The sequence below is a fragment of the Salinibacillus kushneri genome, from assembly GCF_900111405.1.
GTDB classification, from domain to species: Bacteria; Bacillota; Bacilli; order Bacillales; family Alkalibacillaceae; genus Salinibacillus; species Salinibacillus kushneri.
In genome coordinates this window covers 251,102-269,655 of record NZ_FOHJ01000001.1, presented here as the reverse complement: position 1 = coordinate 269,655, position 18,554 = coordinate 251,102, and the positions used below count along the sequence as shown (strand labels likewise).

Genomic DNA, 18,554 nt, shown 5'->3' with positions numbered 1-18,554 from the left:
GAAAAATAGCCCTATAGTAAAAAATGTTAATCTAGGTACCATTGGAGGTAGTGTGGTATGACTAAAAGACCTGTGCTGATAAGTGGCATCCCTAGAAGTGGTTCGACATGGCTTGGTAATGTATTATCCAAAGCACCTAATGCGGTTTATATTCATGAACCAGATAATGAAAAGGCAAATGCTCAAGCATTCTTTTTAAAGGATGGACTTCATAGATATCCTTATTTAAGAAGTAATGATAATAATTCACTTTATTATAAGTTATGGAGTAGTGTACTAACAGATAATATTGTTCATTTAAAGGAGTTATCGGAAATTTTCCGGCAACCATTACCCATTAATCCATTTAATCTTGAAAGGGAAATTGGAAAAAAAAGTGGATTTATTCACAAGGATTTTTTTGTGCAAACTAGTGACAGGAATAAAAACAACACAGTTAAAACAATGGGATTGCCTCCCTTTAATTCTATTAACAGTAAGACGGTTCCTATTGTAAAATCAGTTCACAATATGCTTTCTTTACAGTGGTTAGATAATAATTTTAGTACGAGAATTGTTATTATTGTAAGGCACCCCGCTAGTGTTATTTCTAGCTATTTAAAACTAAAAATGCCTGATTCGCTACGAAATATTTTTTATCAGGATTATTTGATGGAAGACTATCTTTTTCCGTTTAAAGAACATTTAGCTTCAGCTAATTCGCATATTTCACAGATGAGCATGCAAATTGGTGCGTTTTATTATGTTTTAGAAAAACAAATTAAAAATCACCCTAATTGGATATTAGTAAAACACGAAGATTTATGTGAAAATCCAAATGGAAGATTTAAAGAGATATATGAGAATTTAAATTTAAATTGGACCAATGATGTATCCAATTATATTGGTCAGTTAAATAAAAAAGGAAATGGGTACAAGATAAATAGAATAGCTAAGGATCAAATTTTTAAATATAAAAACGAACTTTCTTCGAATGTGATCAAAGAAATTCAAAAGTATTACACTATTTTTAATAATCATTTATACCAAGAGTTCTAGCTAAGGAAATTAAAGTGCTTCAACAAAATGCCACAAGCCTAAGCCGATAGCACAAATCATATTTAAAAATTAGCGTCAGAGAAGGCCATAGTAGTGAATAAGCTTTATTGACTATAAGAATTAAGATAGCACATGAGTGAAACTCCATAGAAGTGCAGCCATGTTTCTTAACTCAAGCAATTCCTTGTTTATAAAAAACTAGTGCAAGGACAGATATATAATTTTACTATGAGAGGAATGTCAATATGGACATGTTCTCTCCAATGTTTATTGGTGGTGCAGGTAGATCAGGAACAACATTGTTAGTAGATTTAATAGGCCTGCATCCAAATATTTCACCAGTCTATGAACTGATTTTGTAACAGCACTTATTTAATTATTTTATACGAATCAAGTAAATTAGACGAAAAAAAGCACAGTTTAAACAACTTATTCATAAATGGTCAGAGTCTTTACCAAAAAGACCACACAATAAACGTGAACAGGAAAATTATTCATGGTCCGCATTATATATGTTTTAATAAGGAATTCATGAGAACAACTTCAGATGAATTCTTGGCTAGCTTGCTGGCATATTGATTCGTGCTTTCCCCTGAACTGTTCTCTAAAAGGACAATTCCTGCTACTTTTTGAAAATTTATTTATGTCAACAATATTGGCAATGAGTGTTGCCGCTATGAGGATATCAACACCCCGTATGCTTTTCAATCAGCTACTTGTTTCTTCAATAATTATGTCCATTTGCTGTTCTAAGTTTTCTATATTCTATTCCAAATAATTTAATGTCCAATATAAGATTTGATTAAGTTAATTCTTTCTTGTTGGTATTTATTCTCCCAGCATCCATGTTCCTTTACCACTTGCAGAATTTCTTTTGCCTTTTTTGCTGGTGTTGATTTATAAAACTCCTTTAGCATTTTCAAAAGTTCATCATTCTTCAATTCCATTAATGGGCTTGGAGAAGGAGACTTTTTAAAGAATCCTCTTACTGTTTTGCAATATAAGTCTTTGAGGAAGGACTTATAATGGGGATAATTATGCACCAAAAGGTTGTGCAAACTTACTTTTAAATTTACATCAGTTGCATGTAATTATTTTTCGACTGCTAAAAAATTTATGCAGAAGTAATTCAAATCACGAAAGGTTATGGATTAATTCTCAAGTCTATTTAAGTAACTTAGAGGTACAAAATTATTAGTCAATAAAAAGCGTCCAAACCAAAAACTGGAATGGACGCTTTTTTTCATGCTTTTAAATCAACAGAACCCCCTAAATGAGGCTGAACAGAATGCTGCATGGTTTTCACACTCGATTCCTCAAGCATCTTAATCATGCCCTGGCCTTTTGTCTCAGCCTGGTTCATCGTTTTATCCATCAAAGATAAGTTTACATCCTGCTGTAGGCCTGTCTGACTTAGCCCCATTGATAACGCGACAATATCCATTATGTAAAACCTCCTTTCGTTTGATTATAGTAGACTTAGGAGATGGAGAAAAGATAAATTGCCAAATATTTTCATAATGTACATAAGTAGCTAACGCTGGTATCTTCCCAAATGGATTATTCACTTAGTTTATGTTTCGACTATGATGTTAACTGAAAGGTGATTCTTCTATACAATATAATACGACAAAATTCGGGTGGTGACAGGCACCTCTCTACAATTTAAACTTTCGGACCAGGTTATGTAATTCATCTGACAATTTCGCGAGTTCATCTGAGCTTGCTGAGACTTCTTCCATGGAACGATTCGTTTGCTGTGCCGAAGCAGAGGCCTCCTCTACATCTGATGCCGCTTCTTCAGCTGAGGTAGCAATCTCTTCAATGGAAGATGTCATTTTCTGGCTATTTGATGCCATACTTGATAAGTGATTGGCCACAGTATCGATACTATTTGCCATTTTTTCCATAGCTTGATTGATTTGGTTAAATGTTTGACCAGTAGTTTGGATCTGATTGGTTCCTTTTTGGACTTCTGAGTAACCATTTTCTAACGATTCTACTACTCCGCTTGTTTCGGTTTGAATAGTTTTTACAATTTCGGTAATATCCGTTACGGAATTTGCGACCTGCTCAGCCAGTTTCCTTACTTCATCCGCCACCACTGCAAATCCTTGTCCATGTTCTCCGGCGCGTGCAGCTTCAATCGCAGCATTTAAGGCTAAGAGATTGGTTTGTTCTGCAATATCATGAATGACCGTAACGAGATTTGATATTTTTTGTGATTCTGTATCTAGCTTCTGAATCTTTTCTACGGAGTACTGAACAACTTGATCAACATTTTTCATTTGCTGCACAGAGTCTTCCATAAGTCTAGTTCCATCTTCGGTCATTTGTAACACCTGGTTAGAAGTCTGCTCCATATGTTCACCTTGTGCATTGGCCTCTTGAACATTAGAGGTAAATAAAGAGGCGTTTGAAGATAGCGTTTGAACATGGGTTGCCTGCGTTTCAGAACTAGATGCAATTTCTTCCATCGTGGAGGCAATTTGTTCTGAGCCCTGTTTCACTTCATCAGCAGATTGTGTTACCTTACTGCTTTGATTGGACACTGTTTCGGATACGGAATTGATATTTTGTAAAAGTTCTCGTGTATTGTCATTCATTTGATTAGCAGCTTCGACTAATTGTCCAATTTCATCATTGGATTGAATATCCAACTGTTCATGTCTTAAATCTCTTGATGCAATAGCTTTCATTCTATCCATTACTTTTGTAATGGGTTTCGTAATATTTCGTGATGTGAGTAAAGCAACTGTGATTCCAATGATTATAATGAGAATAGACATAATCGCTCCTGCAAGCCATACTGTATGTCCTGAAGTAATCACGGTTTCTCCAGTGTCTTCAATGACAGTATCCTGGTTGGAAGACATTTCATTTAAATCACGTATCAGTTTTTCTGCTCGAGGTTTTACCTGGGTGGTCATGATGTGCATCGCCTCATCTTCATTATCGTTATCATAGGCGGCAAAAACATCTTGTAAAATGGTATCCCACTCTCGGGTCTGTTCAACCAGTTTTTCGGTCTCTTTATTATTGCTTAATGACAGCATTTCCTCTTCAAGGGCAGCGCTTTGTTCCTGATAATCTTCAAAGTTCTGACGGAAGGAATTATCCCGGTACAATAAAAAACCACGTACTAAAGCAGTTCTTTCAGTAATGTTATATGATAAATCCTTACTCACTTGAAGGATAGGTAATTCTTCTTTTAAAATTTGGTTTACTTCCTGATTAGATTGTTTTATGGCAAAAAAGTTATATCCACTTAATATGAGGACAAGTACCATGATAATTGAAAAGCTAAGAAGGATTTTGGTCTTAAGTCTTTTGAACCTGAATAGTCGTTTGAGCAATGTGCACACCTCATTTTCCACGTTGATAGAATCTACATGATCATAAAATGATAGTTATGTAGAATTTGACTATTTCCTATTTATTCCTACATATGCAACTTTTGGACCATACTTAAGAATCGTAAGGGTTTTTTATTAAAACGTCAAATCTTTCATCTGCCAATGATTTTCTGTCATAGACTAAAACTATTAAAATCATAACCGATAATACTAGTAAAGAGATTAATCTGAGGAGTTGCTGAAAATGGATGTAGGTAAAGTATTATCTGGGTCCCAACTCCTGCAGCGGTCCGAACACAGCATAGCTACTTCTCCAACGATAGAAAGTACCAATGCAGATGGGAAACGAAATGAAAACGGAAAAGCAGAAGATTCCTATGTAACATCGATAAGCCGTGATGAGGCAAAGAATATTACTGAAGGATTAAACAAGTTTTTAGAACCCATTCATACGTCTATTCGTTATGAATTCCATGAAAAACTGGAAGATTACTATGTTACGATTGTAGATCAGGAAACCGATGAAGTGATTAAGGAAATCCCGCCTAAAAAAATGCTGGATATGTATGCAGCAATGGCAGAATTTATGGGATTTATCGTTGATGAAAAAGTGTAATGGTGGTGATTAAAAATGTCAGATATGCGTATTGGCGGACTAGCTTCTGGTATGGATATTGATAAGCTTGTTAATGACTTAATGGAAGCTGAACGTATGCCGCTGCAAAAGATGGAGCAGGATCGTACGTGGATGACCTGGAGGCGTGATGCTTACCGGGAAATGAATACTCAGTTATTAGAGCTTGATTCCCTAGGCTTTGATATGAGATTGTCGAGTACATATCAATCGAAAAATGTAAGTGTAACTGGTGATTCAGTTGAGTCTACCGCAGGGTCAAACGCTGCTAACGGCTCTCATACCATTGATGTTAGTCAGGTTGCTAAGGCGGCTTATAATATTAGTTATAAAGGTGATGAAACGAAAGGAATTTCAACTGATTCTAATAATAAAATTGATCCAGATGCGAGTTTATGGGAGCAGCAAAGTAAATTTGGGACTTCCGCTTTCGGTTGGGAATCTAGTCTTTATGATAAACAAAATGATATTTCTGTAGGTGATAGTGGGGGAGATACTTTTCAGCTTGATAAAGGTGCTATAACAGCCTCCTCTATAGAAGGTAATCAAGTTACAGTTGTGAATGGTGATGGAGGAGAAACGAATTATACGATTACAACCGGAACCGACTCTATTGATTCCGCTTCTCCAGCACAAGGTGAGGTTTATATTAATACCGATACAGGTGAAATGAAGTTTGGAGAATCCCTCGATGCTGAAAGTACGATTAAAAGCTTCGATTATGAACATAATACGGTATCTTTTGCTTTTAAAACGTATGATTCAAACGGAGACGTTATTTTAGATAATGAAGATCAAGATGGTGAATATAACTTCACTTTTGATGGAACTACTTCCTTGAATCAAATTATGACTGAAATCAGTGATTCTGATGTAGGGGTTTCCGCTTTTTATGATTCGTACTCTGACAAAGTCAGCCTTCAACGGACAGAAACGGGAAATTTGAGCCCTGATGGTGAACCGGAAATTGGGATGTCAGGAAACTTTTTAACAAACGTACTAGGGATGACAGCTGATACAGCTACAGAGTCACCAGGACAAAATGCAAAATTTACTATTGATGGTCTGAATACAGAAAGAACTTCTAATACGTTTTCGATTAATAGTGTGACATATACAATAAATTCAACTGGAACATCTAAAGTAAGCGTTGAAGATGACACAGAAACTGCATTCGAAAATATTAAAGAGTTTGTAGAAAAATACAATGAAGCCATCGATAAAATAAATGGAAAGCTTACAGAAGAACGATACCGGGATTATAAACCGTTAACAGATGCACAAAAAGAAGATATGTCAGAGCATGAAATCGAACTTTGGGAAGAAAAATCAAAAAGTGGACTTCTTAAAGGAGACAACATTTTATCCTCTGGATTATCCGAAATGAGGAGTGCCTGGTATGCTGAAGTGGATACAGGCGATGAATTTTCTCACCTTTCTGAAATTGGGATTACAACAACCTCTAACTATCTTGATGGTGGGAAATTGGAGATTAATGAATCCAAATTAAAAGAAGCTTTAGCTCAAGATTCAAACGCAGTCTATAAACTTTTTAGTAATGATGCGGAAGGTGACAGTAGAGGCATAATGAACCGGATTGATGATGCCGTTCAAAACGTCAGGGACCGGATTGATGAACGAGCCGGAAAATCAACCGACACCCTTCAGTCCTACACCATGGGTAGACGACTGGAGGACCTGAATGATCGTATTGCCCGATTTGAGGATCGAATGGTACAGGTTGAAAACCGCTATTGGAGTCAATTTTCACAAATGGAACAAGCTATACAACAAATGAACCAGCAATCCGCCTTTTTATCTAACCAATTCGGTGGTGGAATGTAATCGTGAAGGAGTGAAACAATCATGGCCAATCCATATGCATCCAGACAACAAGCGTATCAGAATAACTCTGTTAATACCGCGTCACCTGGAGAATTAACGTTAATGCTTTATAATGGATGCTTGAAGTTTATTAGACAAGCCAAAAAGAATATCATTGAAAAAAACTATGAGTTGAAAAATACAAATATCCAAAAAGCACAGCGTATAATACAGGAATTGATGGTTACACTGGATCCAAATAGTGATATCTCAGATCAAATGATGCCTTTATATGATTATATTAACCGTCGTTTAATGGAAGCGAATATTAACAATGACTTGGAAATCCTAGATGAGTCTTCAGAATTAGTTACAGAATTTCGTGATACCTGGAAAGAAGTTATTCAGAAAACCAGAAAGCACCAATACGGTCAAGGCGGGAATGCATAATGAGTGTAGTGAAAGAACTGCATAAAATCACATCGGAGTTTTACAACTTTCTGTATCAACAGGATCTAGACAGGGATCAGGAAGATTTACTACAAAGCATGACAGACTTTCTTAACAAAAGAGAGAACATCATGAATCAAGTAAAACCTCCTTATTCCGATGAAGAGAAGCAGCTTGGAAAAGAGATTGTAAGCATGGATCGTGAAATTGAAACCTCGATTCAAAAACAATTCGCCCAGCTAAAAGGGTCCATGAAGCAGATTCAAACGCAAAAACGTAACAACCAGAAATACATAAATCCTTATCAAAATGTCTCCACGGTCGATGGAATGTTTTTTGATAAAAGAAATTAGGTGAAATGGTGGCAAATTTAGACGTGCAGCAAGTGGAGTTTTTACAAAAGTATCATGAGCTATTGGAGGGTATGAGTGAAGCCCTGGAGCATCTTGATAAAATGACGGACGTTAATGAATCGGATATTGCAGAAACTTTATTTGCAGACTTAGTAAAAGGCATGCAACAGCTTCATGCAAGCCATGATCAGCTCGTCCCCTTACTAAATATTGAGACGCTTAATCAATTTGATTACCTAGTCCAATCCATGTCGAAGTGGTTTGAGAATGATGTGGATAAAGCAACTCTATTATCTGATGAAGTCATTCCCGCCTTTCTTGAGTGGAAGAAGGTTATGGATCATCGTATTGAGCCTTTCATTTCCCATTAAAAAGTAAAACAAAATTCCTATAAAACTCTTATCATGTCTAACCATGGTAGGAGTTTTTTATTGTGATTCACCAAAAACTGACAATCTATGACACATATTGTTCAAAAAGAAACTTTTTAGTTTATAGAGGAATTTTAGGTGGAATCGTAGAATAAACAATACATAAGGATGAAAGGAGGAACTTCTTATGAACTTTAACATAAGAGGCGAAAATCTGGAAGTTACAAATGCAATTCAGGAGTATGTAGAGAAGAAAATCGGCAAGCTGAAAAAGTATTTCGACAGCAAAATCACTTCTGATGTGAATGTGAACCTCAGTGTTTATGACGGGGAACAGCGCATTGAAGTAACCATACCTATGCAGGACCTCCTATTACGAGCAGAAGAACATCATTCCGACTTATATGCAGCAATTGATCTGGTAGTAGATAAATTAGAACGTCAAATTCGTAAACATAAAACAAAAATAAATCGAAAGTTCCGTCAGCATGGTGCAGCAAAATATGCCTTTGCAGAGATGGAAAAAGAGATTTTTAATCAAGATACATCCAATGAAGAAGACGATGATTTTGAAATTGTACGTACCAAACGATTTGATTTAAAACCTATGGCATCTGAAGAAGCTATCCTGCAAATGGATATGCTTGGACATACCTTTTTCGTTTTTACCAATGCGGAAACAGGTGATACCAATGTGGTTTACCGAAGAAATGATGGACGCTACGGTTTAATTGAACCTAGTTAATTGAATACATCCTTATACTAGAAAGATCCTGCTATTTGGGCAGGATCTTTTTTGTCATTGACAGGTTAAGTCTTTAAAGCCTTGAGTCTTTTGAGATTTTGGCGCGGACAAGTAAATGTATGGGATAAGCTAACAAACCGTAAATGGCGAATAAGGGCTGACTGTCTGCAAATAAACTTATTGTTAAACGTAGGGTTGCTCTAAACAGCACGATATTATATTTTTTAGTTATTTTAAGTTCATCCTACAAACATGATGGCTTAAGAAAATTATTTTACAACATTTTAAGAACTGTTCCTTAATGAGTGATTATTCGTATGATGGCTTCCACGCAGCCATTTAAATACACACAAAATCACACTCAGCCCTCAAAACAAAGGGTATTCTACTGCAACAGGATAACCAGAAAACGGCACAAAGTCAGGTTCCGAAAAAATAAATGAAACTTTGTCTAAAATTGAATTTTGAAAGAACAAACATAAAGAAATAACATGAAATTTGGGGATTTTTGGTCTATTCTGAGCAAAATACGACATCATTTGTTGATTTTGGAAATTTTTCTCTATTGTTGATTCATGGTATAACTAAATCATCGAACTAAAAGGAGGCGTATTCATGTCAAATCAAACCTGCCCCCAATGCCAAAGACAAGAGAACCGAATCAAGCAGCATGAAAAATACATAGCACAGTTGGTTGAATATGTTGCTAAAATAAATCAACGTATGACGGATTTGGAAAAAAGGCATGTAAAAAAGATTTAACCCCTTAATCCACGTTTTTAGGCAAGAGTATGCACGTACCTTGCTCCCCTCCTTTCCTTATGAATACGTTTCTATATGTATGGAGCAGCCACTGTGCTGCTCTTTTTTCTGGATTGGAGCTCAGTGCATGTGGCCACGTTCAGTTCCAGCGCCAAGAGAGGCTTCCTTCACCTACGCTAAGTCATGTTTCCTTTGTCCCCTACGGCTTTAGCCCAGTCAGTACTTCGCTAAACATGTGCTTCCTGTTTTTATTCTTGCTGGGTATGAAAATGGCTTCCTTTGTCCTTGAGCATGGGCATTTTGTTGTCATGACGTATCTTTTAGTGTTATGATGTAGTGAGGACTAGTTTAAAAGCGTGATTTTACTAAATAGAGGTGCGAATGTATGCGAGGATTATTAAAAAAGGTTTTTGGTGATGGAAATTCACGTCAACTTAAAAAACTAGAAGCACAAGCAGATCAAATTGAAGCACTGGAGCCTGAAATCGAGAAATTGTCTGATGAGGGCTTAAAAGCAAAAACAGAAGAATTTAAGCAGCGTCTCGAACAAGGAGAGACATTAGATGATATTTTAGTAGAAGCTTATGCGGTTGTTCGTGAAGGGGCAAGACGTGTATTAAACATGCGTCCTTTCTATGTACAGCTTCTTGGCGCAATTGCGCTTCACAATGGTGATATTGCTGAGATGAAAACAGGTGAAGGGAAAACCCTTGCTTCCACCATGCCTGCTTATTTAAACGCTTTGTCAGGTAAAGGTGTTCATATCGTTACGGTCAATGATTACTTGGCAGACCGTGACGCGAAGGATATGGGGGAGCTCTTTGGATTTCTTGGATTAACAGTTGGCCTTAATTCCAATGGTATGTCCAAGGAAGAAAAGAAGGAAGCCTATGCCGCGGATATTACGTATGGAACCAACAATGAATTTGGTTTTGACTATTTACGCGATAATATGGTGCTTTATAAAGAGCAAATGGTTCAGCGTCCACTTAATTATGCCATCATTGATGAGGTGGACTCCATTTTAATTGATGAGGCTCGTACACCACTAATCATTTCCGGTTCAGCCTCCCGTTCGGAAAATATGTATCTTCGTGCTGATCAATTTGTCCGCACGTTAAAAAATGAAGAAGATTATACGTATGATGAGAAGACGAAAAACGTACAGCTAACCGAGGAAGGAAACAACAAAGCAGAGCGTTTCTTTAATATAGACAACTTATATGATTTATCCAATGTGTCTCTCACTCACCACATTAGCCAGGCTTTAAAAGCCCATGTAATTATGCAGCGTGATACAGATTATGTGGTACAGGATGGCGAGGTCGTCATTGTTGACCAATTTACCGGTCGTTTGATGAAGGGGCGTCGCTATAGTGATGGATTGCACCAGGCGATTGAAGCGAAGGAAGGTATGCAGATTCAAAAGGAAAGCATGACACTTGCTACGATTACCTTCCAGAACCTGTTCCGCATGTATCAGAAGATTGCCGGTATGACGGGTACGGCGAAAACAGAGGAAGAGGAGTTCCGTAACATTTATAATATGGATGTTGTGGTGATTCCTACGAATAAGCCTATTACACGTGATGATCGTCCGGATTATATCTATAAAACAATGGAAGGGAAGTTCCGAGCGGTTGTTAATGATATTAAAGAACGCCATGAAAAGGGACAGCCTATTCTGGTTGGTACCGTTGCGGTGGAAACCTCTGAATTAATCTCTAAAATGTTGAAAAAAGCAAAAGTTCCGCATAATGTGCTAAACGCGAAAAACCATTTTCGTGAAGCTGAGATTATCCTGCAGGCGGGTCAAAAAGGCGCCGTTACCATTGCAACCAACATGGCCGGTCGTGGTACAGACATTAAATTGGGTGATGGTGTCGTTGAGCTTGGCGGGTTAGCCGTTATTGGTACAGAACGACACGAATCACGCCGTATCGATAACCAGCTCCGTGGACGTTCAGGTCGTCAAGGGGACCCTGGTTTATCCCAGTTCTATTTATCTTTAGAAGACGAATTGATGCGCCGCTTCGGTTCCGATAATATGAAATCGATGATGGAGCGTCTCGGTATGGATGAGGATCAGCCGATTGAGAGTAAGATGGTTTCCCGTGCGGTTGAATCTGCTCAAAAACGAGTCGAAGGAAACAACTTTGATGCTCGTAAAACCTTGCTTGCGTATGACGATGTGCTTCGTCAGCAACGTGAAATCATATATCAACAGCGCTATGATGTGCTTGATTCCGATGATTTACGTGAAATTGTAGAGGGTATGATTCACTCCACGGTTGATCGGGTTGTCGGTTCATATACTGCAGAAGATGTCCCTGAAGATTGGAATCTGGAAGGGCTTGTTTCCTACATGAACAGTAATCTTCTTGGGGAAAATGAACTTTCAGAAGACATGATAAAGGGACTGGAACCGGAAGAAATCACTGAGCAGATTAATAACATGATTAAGCAAAAATATGATGAGAAAGAGCAGGAAATTTCTCCAGAACAAATGCGTGAATTTGAAAAGGTCATTCTTTTACGCACGGTTGATACGAAATGGATGGACCATATTGACCAGATGGATCAGCTTCGTCAAGGTATCCATCTCCGTGCTTACGGTCAAACCGATCCATTACGCGAGTATCAAATGGAAGGCTACTCCATGTTCGAGCAAATGGTAGCGGATATTGAAGAAGAAGTTTCCCGTTACATCATGAAAGCCCAAATTCGTGAAAACCTTCAGCGCCAGGAGGTTGTTAAGGGTACCAAAGCCGTATCAGGCGGCGGTGAAGAAAAGGAGAAGAAACGTAAGCCTTATGTGAAACAGCAGGCTGTAGGTCGTAATGATCCTTGCCCATGCGGAAGCGGCAAGAAATACAAACACTGTCATGGAGCATAAAATAAATTGAGAGGCACTCCAAGCAAAAAATTGTGGGGTGTCTCTTGAATTGTCAGGGCTATAGCTTGTATAAAATTAGATTGTTTTAGAGGTGATGATAATGGATTTAACGGATATTAAACAGGAAATGGACAAAATGAATAAACGACTCGATGACTTTAGGGGGTCTCTTTGACTTAGAGGAAGACCGGAAGCGAATTGCTGAGCTTGAACAGGAAATGACCGCCCCGGGTTTTTGGGATGACCAGGAAACAGCTCAAAAAGTTATTGGGGAAGTCAACAGTCTAAAGGAGCTTGTACAGTCCTTTGAAAAGAATGAAGAAAATTTAGCGAATCTTGAGGTCAACTATGAGCTGGTTAAAGAGGAAGATGATCCTGAACTTCGGCAAGAATTAGAAGAAGAAGTTCAAAATGTAACTAATGATCTAAATGAATTCGAATTATACATGCTTCTAAGTGAGCCTTATGATAAGAACAATGCCATTTTGGAGCTGCATCCAGGAGCAGGGGGTACAGAGTCTCAGGACTGGGCAAGTATGCTGCTTCGTATGTATACACGCTGGGCTGAAAGTAAGGATTTTAAAGTAGAAACGCTGGACTATTTACCAGGAGACGAGGCTGGTGTAAAAAGTGTTACCTTGCTTGTTAAAGGTCACAATGCCTATGGATATTTAAAAGCTGAAAAGGGTGTCCACCGTTTAGTGCGGATTTCACCATTTGACTCATCCGGCCGACGTCACACATCCTTTGCTTCCTGTGATGTGATGCCGGAATTTGACAATGATGTTGAAATTGACATCAAATCTGAGGATTTAAAAATTGATACGTATCGTTCCAGTGGAGCAGGTGGTCAGCACGTTAATACGACCGACTCAGCCGTTCGGATTACTCATTTACCAACGAATATCGTTGTAACCTGCCAATCTGAGCGCTCCCAGATTAAAAACCGTGAACAAGCCATGAAAATGCTGAAATCTAAGCTTTATCAAAAAGAAATAGAAAGACAACAAGCAGAGCTCGATGAAATTCGCGGTGAACAAAAAGAAATCGGCTGGGGAAGCCAGATCAGGTCGTACGTATTCCATCCGTACTCCATGGTAAAAGACCATCGTACCAATGTAGAAATTGGCAACACCCAAGGCGTGATGGATGGGGGCATTGACCCATTCATTGATGCATATTTACGTTCACAAATGTAGAGAATAGATTTATGGGGAACCAGAGGGTGTTATAACTCTCTGGTTTTTTGGTTTATAAAAGGGAAGATTAAGCTTGATCATGACTTTTAGGATATCTGTCCATAAACGATATTTTTCATAAATAATGAACCCGTTTGGAAAATCATTTATTTGAAGAGAACTTATTCCCAGCATGAACTCAAACAGCCTGTCCAATTCATCGCGTTACTACTGTAAAGCGTTAATTTGACGGCGTTTACAGCCCTTTCTTCGTGTGGTATAGTCCTTAGCGGTATAAGAATTGTCAGATGAAAAAGAGGTGCTTCCATCATGGGGAAACGCGAATTGAATAGTAAGCAGCTGATTGCTATAGAATATTTTTATGTCATTTTAGGTTCGTTTTTTATCGCTGCTTCCTTTAATTTATTTTTGCTTCCGAATGACGTGGCATCCGGCGGTGTGGCCGGTGTCAGTACGTTAACGGAAGAACTGTTTGGCTGGGAGCCTGCGTTTGTACAGGGATTTTTAAATGTTCCTTTGTTTATTGCAGGAGTTCTTATTCTTGGAGCTAATTTTGGACTAAAGTCTTTTCTGGGCACAATTATGCTGCCGATTTTTGTTTATGTAACAAGAGACTGGGATCCGGCAACATTAAATCCACTCTTAGCATCTGTTTTCGGAGGTATTTTAGTAGGTGCAGGACTGGGAGTTGTTTTCCGGGGCCGAGCCTCTACTGGTGGAATTGATGTAGCGGCTGCTATTTTACATAAATTCACAGGGATCTCCCTTGGTATTTGTATTGCGATTTTTGATGGAACGATTGTGACAGCTTCAGCTTTTGTATTCAATATTGAACACTCTTTATACGCTTTAGTCGGTTTATTTATGACGAGTCGTACGATTGATATTATCCAGGTGGGCTTTACCACTTCGAAAAACGTTATGATTATAACGGATAATTTAGAAGAGATGAGGAAAACTATCTTTGAGGAAATCGATCGCGGAGTTACTATCCTTCGTGGAGAAGGCGGGTACACGCGAGAAAATCGCAGCATCATTATGTGTGTTGTCGATCAAAAAGAATTCACCAAATTGACAAAAACCGTGAACAAAGTTGATTCAGAGGCTTTCGTAATTGCTATGTCAGCAGCAGAGGTACTTGGCGAGGGTTTTAAAAAGCAATGAATAGGTTATAATATCCATGAAGTGCAATATATGGCATTTCAACTATTTTGTAAAGGGGGATTAGTAAGGATGAAAAAAACATTAATAGCCCTTCTATTTGGCTCTATTCTAGTACTTGCAGCTTGTGGCGGCGGCGATGACAATGCTGGTGAAGACACAGGTAACAACGATGCAGGTACGGAGCAGCAAGCAGATGAAAATGGTGACACAGGTACTGATAATGCAGGTGACGAGGGTACTGCTGATGAAGGTGAAGGAAATGTAGATACGCAAGCAGCTGAAAAAATTGCTCAAAACAACTGTGCAACCTGCCACGGTGCAGATCTTACCGGTCAAGGAAATTCAGCAGACTTAACAACAATCGGTTCCCAATACTCTAAGGATGAAATTGTAGAAATTATTCAAAATGGTAAGGGTGGAATGCCCCCGGTTAACATTAGTGACGAGGATGCAAACACAGTTGCATCATGGTTAGCCACAAAAAAAGAATAAAAGGACAAGCAGCCTGAAATTTGGTTCACCCATTTTTCAGGTTTTTCTTTTCCCCTATTTCCTACATATCTGACCTCTCTTTTCCTTTCCATACTCCTCAAATTCGACAAAATGTGACATTTGAAATATAACTGTAATAAAAATACCTCTAAAAATTTTGTAGATTGATGTTATAATAGGTAACAGAGTAAACAAAGATGCTAAATTAACTGGGTTTTCTACATCGCTACATAAGTAGATTATGTACGATATGTTTTCTTATCGAACTTTAATACAATAAATAGATAAAACAAAACACAGCTACGACGACAATACAACTTGAGAGGCATAGGTGGTATAACTCATGATTGAGATGAAAGACGTACAAAAAACGTATCACAATGGTGTTACAGCTCTTCAAGGAATAGATATAAAAGTTGAACAGGGAGAATTTGTTTATGTCGTTGGTCCCAGTGGTGCTGGAAAATCAACGTTTATTCGATTAATGTATCGTGAAGTGAAGCCTACAAATGGTGAAGTACTGATTAACAATCACAACGTAGCCAAACTAAAAGAAAAAGAGATTCCAATGCTGCGAAGAGGGATTGGAGTAGTGTATCAGGATTTTAAGCTTTTACCTGCCCTTACAGTCTATGAAAATGTTTCCTTCGCTTTGGAAGTAATAGAAGATTCACCGAAAAAAATTCGTCGAAAAGTGATGGATGTTCTGGATTTAGTGAATTTGAAAAATAAGGCTCGTTTTAAGCCAGCAGAATTATCTGGTGGTGAACAGCAGCGTGTTGCCATAGCTCGTGCAATTGTTAACAGTCCTAAAGTAATGATTGCAGATGAGCCTACAGGAAACTTAGATCCCGATACATCCTGGGAGATTATGAAAATATTTGAAGAAGTCAATGCTAGAGGGACGACGGTTATTATGGCTACCCACAGTAAAGACATCGTGGATACATTGAAGAAACGGGTTATAGCAATCGAACATGGACGAGTTGTTCGTGATGAACAGAGAGGTGACTACGGTTATGAAAGCTAGAACTTTAAAGCGTCACCTCAGAGAAGGAAGCAAGAACATCCTGCGTAACGGCTGGATGACTTTTGCCTCTGTTGCCTCTGTTACGACAACACTCATTTTAGTTGGTGTTTTCCTCGTGATAATGCTGAACTTAAACGAAATGTCTGAGAAAGTAGAAGAAGATGTTCAAATTCGGGCATTTATTGATATAGCAGCTAACCAGGAAGACATCGATGCGCTAGAAAAGGAAATCACGAAGCTTTCAGAAATTTCTACGATTGAATATTCCTCAAAAGAGGAAGAGCTGGAAAACTTAATGTCAAGCTTAGGTGCTGATGGAGAAGCGATGGCTATGGTCAATCAGGATAATCCGTTAAATGCTGCGTTTATTATAAAAACGGCTGACCCCATGGACACATTTGATGTAGCCAAAAAGATTAAATCCTTTGACCATGTTTCCTCTGTAGAATATGGAAATAATGTCATTCAGAAGCTCTTTACCTTTAACGAATATGCCAGATACATAGGCATTGGTTTAATAGCAGCACTCGTTTTAACGGCAGCCTTTTTAATTTCAAATACCATTAAAATCACCATCATGGCAAGAAGTGAAGAAATTGGTATTATGAAACTTGTTGGGGCTACCAATGGTTTTATTCGCTGGCCATTCTTTATCGAAGGATTATTAATGGGAATACTCGGTTCTATTGTACCCATTATTCTGGTGATTGGTGGTTATTATTACTTATATGAAAATATGAAAGATCGAACATTCGTACCATTCTTTGAATTGATACCCTTTAGTCCATTCGTTTGGCAAGTATCTTTGATTTTATTAGGCATTGGTGCTTTCATTGGCGTTTGGGGAAGTGTGATGAGTGTTCGGAAATTCCTCAAAGTATAGATATGAATTGATAGCTTAGGAGAGGAGACGGGGCCTTGAAAAAACGAACTTTTTCCGTTATATGTATATTAATGTTAATGATGGTCAGCTTTTCATTTTCAGATAGTGAGAAGGCTTTTGCAACATCTAAAGGAGACCTTCGACAAGAAATAAACGATCTTAAAGAAAAGCAGGAAAATCTGGATAAGCAAAAGAAAGATCTGGAAGAGAGTGAATCAGAGACAGAGGAAAAAATTGATGAAAATCAAGCTGAACAGGAACGAATTAATGCTCAAATTCAGGAGATAGACCAAAAAGTAGCGAATACAGAAGAGGATATTCAAAATACAGAACAAGAGATTAGTCAGACAAAAAAAGACATTAAGGAATTAAAAGAAAACATTAAAGAAGCGAAAAAGCGTATTAAGGAAAGGGACGAGCTTTTAAAGAATCGTCTTCGTACTCTCCAGAAGAATGGAGGATCTATCAGCTATTTAGAGGTTTTACTTGGAGCTCAAAACTTTGGGGACTTTTTATCACGTAGTAATGCTGTTAGCAAGATAATGGATTCAGATAAGCAAATCCTGGAAAAACAAAGAGCTGAAAAAGAACAGCTTGAAAGTGATAAGGCTGAAGTAGAAAAAAAGCAGGATGAGCTAGTAGCGAAAAAAGACGAGCTTGAGTCAATGAAAGTCAAATTGGACAAGCAGCGAAAAGAGAAAGCAAATCTAATGGCTCAATTGGAGAAAGAAGAGCAGGAGCTTCATGACCATAAGATGTCCTTGCAGGAAGAACAGGAAATATTAAAAAATCAAAAAAGTGCTCAGAAGCGTTTGATTGAAAAGAAAAAGCAGGAATTAGAACAGCTTAATAAACCACAGCCATCGACATCATCTTCAAGTGGTACACCTCCAGTGTCAAACGGACAATTTACGAGACCAGCTCAGGGTTATGTGTCAGATGAGTATGGTACACGTGGGGGAACCCACTATGGTATGGATATTGCCAAAGGTGGATCGGTACCGATTATTGCTTCAGCTTCAGGAATCATTTTTCGTGCCTATCATTCATCGTCCTATGGAAATGTGGTATTCATCACACATAATATAGATGGGCAGGAATTCACAACAATCTATGCACATATGTCCAGATATACCGTTTCAGAAAATCAGTATGTTAAAAAGGGACAAGTAATTGGATATATGGGCAATACAGGTGATTCAACAGGCCAGCATCTACATTTTGAATTGCATGAAGGACCTTGGAACTACAGTAAATCTAATTCTGTTAATCCTCGTAAGTATATAGGCTTCTAAAGTGGACATGTTTACGGAGACAGTATCATATAGTAAGATTAAAGGCATCGCACATATTACGG

At 38.1% G+C, this 18,554-nt stretch carries 19 protein-coding genes; 16 read left to right on the top strand and 3 right to left on the bottom strand.

Going from position 1 to position 18,554, the window contains the following annotated elements:
- Positions 1 to 57: 57 nt before the first annotated feature.
- On the top strand, positions 58 to 1,038 hold the full coding sequence (locus BMX63_RS01290; RefSeq protein WP_093131175.1) for a sulfotransferase domain-containing protein: 981 nt from the start codon (positions 58 to 60) through the stop codon (positions 1,036 to 1,038).
- Positions 1,039 to 1,283: 245 nt separating this feature from the next.
- Positions 1,284 to 1,400 carry a sulfotransferase gene (locus tag BMX63_RS17660; protein WP_143060100.1) on the top strand — a complete coding sequence of 39 codons (117 nt, stop codon included), beginning with the start codon at positions 1,284 to 1,286 and terminating at the stop codon, positions 1,398 to 1,400.
- Positions 1,401 to 1,817: 417 nt separating this feature from the next.
- Here the strand turns inward: BMX63_RS17660 and BMX63_RS17830 are convergent, their stop codons facing one another.
- From BMX63_RS17830 to BMX63_RS01280, 3 genes are all read right to left on the bottom strand, one after another.
- The gene (locus BMX63_RS17830) at positions 1,818 to 1,985 is read right to left on the bottom strand and encodes a hypothetical protein (protein WP_177167123.1); all 168 of its coding nucleotides are present in this window, start codon (positions 1,983 to 1,985) and stop codon (positions 1,818 to 1,820) included.
- A gap of 296 nt (positions 1,986 to 2,281) precedes the next feature.
- Positions 2,282 to 2,482 carry a YjfB family protein gene (locus tag BMX63_RS01285; protein WP_093131173.1) on the bottom strand — a complete coding sequence of 67 codons (201 nt, stop codon included), beginning with the start codon at positions 2,480 to 2,482 and terminating at the stop codon, positions 2,282 to 2,284.
- Positions 2,483 to 2,696: 214 nt separating this feature from the next.
- A complete protein-coding gene (locus BMX63_RS01280; protein WP_281242707.1) occupies positions 2,697 to 4,403 on the bottom strand; it encodes a methyl-accepting chemotaxis protein in 1,707 nt (568 codons plus the stop codon).
- A gap of 235 nt (positions 4,404 to 4,638) precedes the next feature.
- Between BMX63_RS01280 and flaG the strand changes: the two genes are divergently transcribed.
- The 14 genes from flaG (at position 4,639) to BMX63_RS01215 (ending at position 18,492) form a co-directional block, all read left to right on the top strand.
- On the top strand, positions 4,639 to 5,010 hold the full coding sequence (gene flaG, locus BMX63_RS01275; protein ID WP_093131169.1) for a flagellar protein FlaG: 372 nt from the start codon (positions 4,639 to 4,641) through the stop codon (positions 5,008 to 5,010).
- A gap of 15 nt (positions 5,011 to 5,025) precedes the next feature.
- Positions 5,026 to 6,873, top strand: coding sequence for a flagellar filament capping protein FliD (gene fliD, locus BMX63_RS01270; protein WP_093131167.1), 1,848 nt, complete (start codon positions 5,026 to 5,028; stop codon positions 6,871 to 6,873).
- Positions 6,874 to 6,894: 21 nt separating this feature from the next.
- A complete protein-coding gene (gene fliS, locus BMX63_RS01265; RefSeq protein WP_093131165.1) occupies positions 6,895 to 7,302 on the top strand; it encodes a flagellar export chaperone FliS in 408 nt (135 codons plus the stop codon).
- A complete protein-coding gene (fliT, locus tag BMX63_RS01260; protein ID WP_093131163.1) occupies positions 7,302 to 7,655 on the top strand; it encodes a flagellar protein FliT in 354 nt (117 codons plus the stop codon). Before fliS ends, fliT begins: the two co-directional genes overlap by 1 nt.
- 5 nt (positions 7,656 to 7,660) lie before the next feature.
- Complete coding sequence (locus BMX63_RS01255; RefSeq protein ID WP_220083797.1) at positions 7,661 to 8,026, top strand: DUF8042 domain-containing protein; 366 nt, start codon at positions 7,661 to 7,663, stop codon at positions 8,024 to 8,026.
- A 187-nt stretch (positions 8,027 to 8,213) separates the two neighbouring features.
- Complete coding sequence (gene hpf, locus BMX63_RS01250) at positions 8,214 to 8,771, top strand: ribosome hibernation-promoting factor, HPF/YfiA family (RefSeq protein ID WP_093131159.1); 558 nt, start codon at positions 8,214 to 8,216, stop codon at positions 8,769 to 8,771.
- 615 nt (positions 8,772 to 9,386) lie between these two features.
- Complete coding sequence (locus tag BMX63_RS17825) at positions 9,387 to 9,533, top strand: hypothetical protein (RefSeq protein ID WP_177167121.1); 147 nt, start codon at positions 9,387 to 9,389, stop codon at positions 9,531 to 9,533.
- 385 nt (positions 9,534 to 9,918) lie between these two features.
- A complete protein-coding gene (gene secA / locus BMX63_RS01245; protein ID WP_093131157.1) occupies positions 9,919 to 12,429 on the top strand; it encodes a preprotein translocase subunit SecA in 2,511 nt (836 codons plus the stop codon).
- Positions 12,430 to 12,529: 100 nt separating this feature from the next.
- Positions 12,530 to 13,628 (top strand): peptide chain release factor 2 gene (gene prfB / locus BMX63_RS01240; protein ID WP_177167120.1). Its coding sequence is split into 2 segments (ribosomal slippage): positions 12,530 to 12,592 and positions 12,594 to 13,628, totalling 1,098 coding nucleotides; the frame shifts between segments, so codons are not numbered across the junction.
- 309 nt (positions 13,629 to 13,937) lie between these two features.
- Positions 13,938 to 14,792 carry a YitT family protein gene (locus BMX63_RS01235; protein ID WP_093131155.1) on the top strand — a complete coding sequence of 285 codons (855 nt, stop codon included), beginning with the start codon at positions 13,938 to 13,940 and terminating at the stop codon, positions 14,790 to 14,792.
- Positions 14,793 to 14,861: 69 nt separating this feature from the next.
- Positions 14,862 to 15,284 (top strand): cytochrome c551, encoded by a 423-nt coding sequence (gene cccB / locus BMX63_RS01230; RefSeq protein WP_093131153.1) that lies wholly within the window; start codon positions 14,862 to 14,864, stop codon positions 15,282 to 15,284.
- Between the two features lie 343 nt (positions 15,285 to 15,627).
- Positions 15,628 to 16,314 (top strand): cell division ATP-binding protein FtsE, encoded by a 687-nt coding sequence (gene ftsE, locus BMX63_RS01225; RefSeq protein WP_093131151.1) that lies wholly within the window; start codon positions 15,628 to 15,630, stop codon positions 16,312 to 16,314.
- Positions 16,304 to 17,197, top strand: coding sequence for a permease-like cell division protein FtsX (gene ftsX / locus BMX63_RS01220; RefSeq protein WP_093131149.1), 894 nt, complete (start codon positions 16,304 to 16,306; stop codon positions 17,195 to 17,197). Before ftsE ends, ftsX begins: the two co-directional genes overlap by 11 nt.
- A 35-nt stretch (positions 17,198 to 17,232) precedes the next feature.
- Entirely contained in the window at positions 17,233 to 18,492 is a 1,260-nt protein-coding gene (locus BMX63_RS01215) for a murein hydrolase activator EnvC family protein (RefSeq protein WP_093131147.1), read from the top strand.
- The last annotated feature ends 62 nt before the right edge of the window (positions 18,493 to 18,554 follow it).

Excerpts from the sequence above, each read along its gene's own strand:
- fliD (WP_093131167.1), top strand. The coding sequence starts at position 5,026 with ATGTCAGATATGCGTATTGGCGGACTAGCTTCTGGTATGGATATTGAT.
- BMX63_RS17660 (WP_143060100.1), top strand. The coding sequence starts at position 1,284 with ATGGACATGTTCTCTCCAATGTTTATTGGTGGTGCAGGTAGATCAGGA.
- BMX63_RS01235 (WP_093131155.1), top strand. The coding sequence starts at position 13,938 with ATGGGGAAACGCGAATTGAATAGTAAGCAGCTGATTGCTATAGAATAT.
- BMX63_RS01285 (WP_093131173.1), bottom strand. The coding sequence starts at position 2,482 with ATGGATATTGTCGCGTTATCAATGGGGCTAAGTCAGACAGGCCTACAG.
- ftsX (WP_093131149.1), top strand. The coding sequence starts at position 16,304 with ATGAAAGCTAGAACTTTAAAGCGTCACCTCAGAGAAGGAAGCAAGAAC.
- BMX63_RS01290 (WP_093131175.1), top strand. The coding sequence starts at position 58 with ATGACTAAAAGACCTGTGCTGATAAGTGGCATCCCTAGAAGTGGTTCG.
- cccB (WP_093131153.1), top strand. The coding sequence starts at position 14,862 with ATGAAAAAAACATTAATAGCCCTTCTATTTGGCTCTATTCTAGTACTT.
- BMX63_RS01255 (WP_220083797.1), top strand. The coding sequence starts at position 7,661 with ATGGTGGCAAATTTAGACGTGCAGCAAGTGGAGTTTTTACAAAAGTAT.
- flaG (WP_093131169.1), top strand. The coding sequence starts at position 4,639 with ATGGATGTAGGTAAAGTATTATCTGGGTCCCAACTCCTGCAGCGGTCC.
- fliS (WP_093131165.1), top strand. The coding sequence starts at position 6,895 with ATGGCCAATCCATATGCATCCAGACAACAAGCGTATCAGAATAACTCT.
- ftsE (WP_093131151.1), top strand. The coding sequence starts at position 15,628 with ATGATTGAGATGAAAGACGTACAAAAAACGTATCACAATGGTGTTACA.
- BMX63_RS17830 (WP_177167123.1), bottom strand. The coding sequence starts at position 1,985 with ATGGAATTGAAGAATGATGAACTTTTGAAAATGCTAAAGGAGTTTTAT.
- hpf (WP_093131159.1), top strand. The coding sequence starts at position 8,214 with ATGAACTTTAACATAAGAGGCGAAAATCTGGAAGTTACAAATGCAATT.
- BMX63_RS17825 (WP_177167121.1), top strand. The coding sequence starts at position 9,387 with ATGTCAAATCAAACCTGCCCCCAATGCCAAAGACAAGAGAACCGAATC.
- secA (WP_093131157.1), top strand. The coding sequence starts at position 9,919 with ATGCGAGGATTATTAAAAAAGGTTTTTGGTGATGGAAATTCACGTCAA.
- fliT (WP_093131163.1), top strand. The coding sequence starts at position 7,302 with ATGAGTGTAGTGAAAGAACTGCATAAAATCACATCGGAGTTTTACAAC.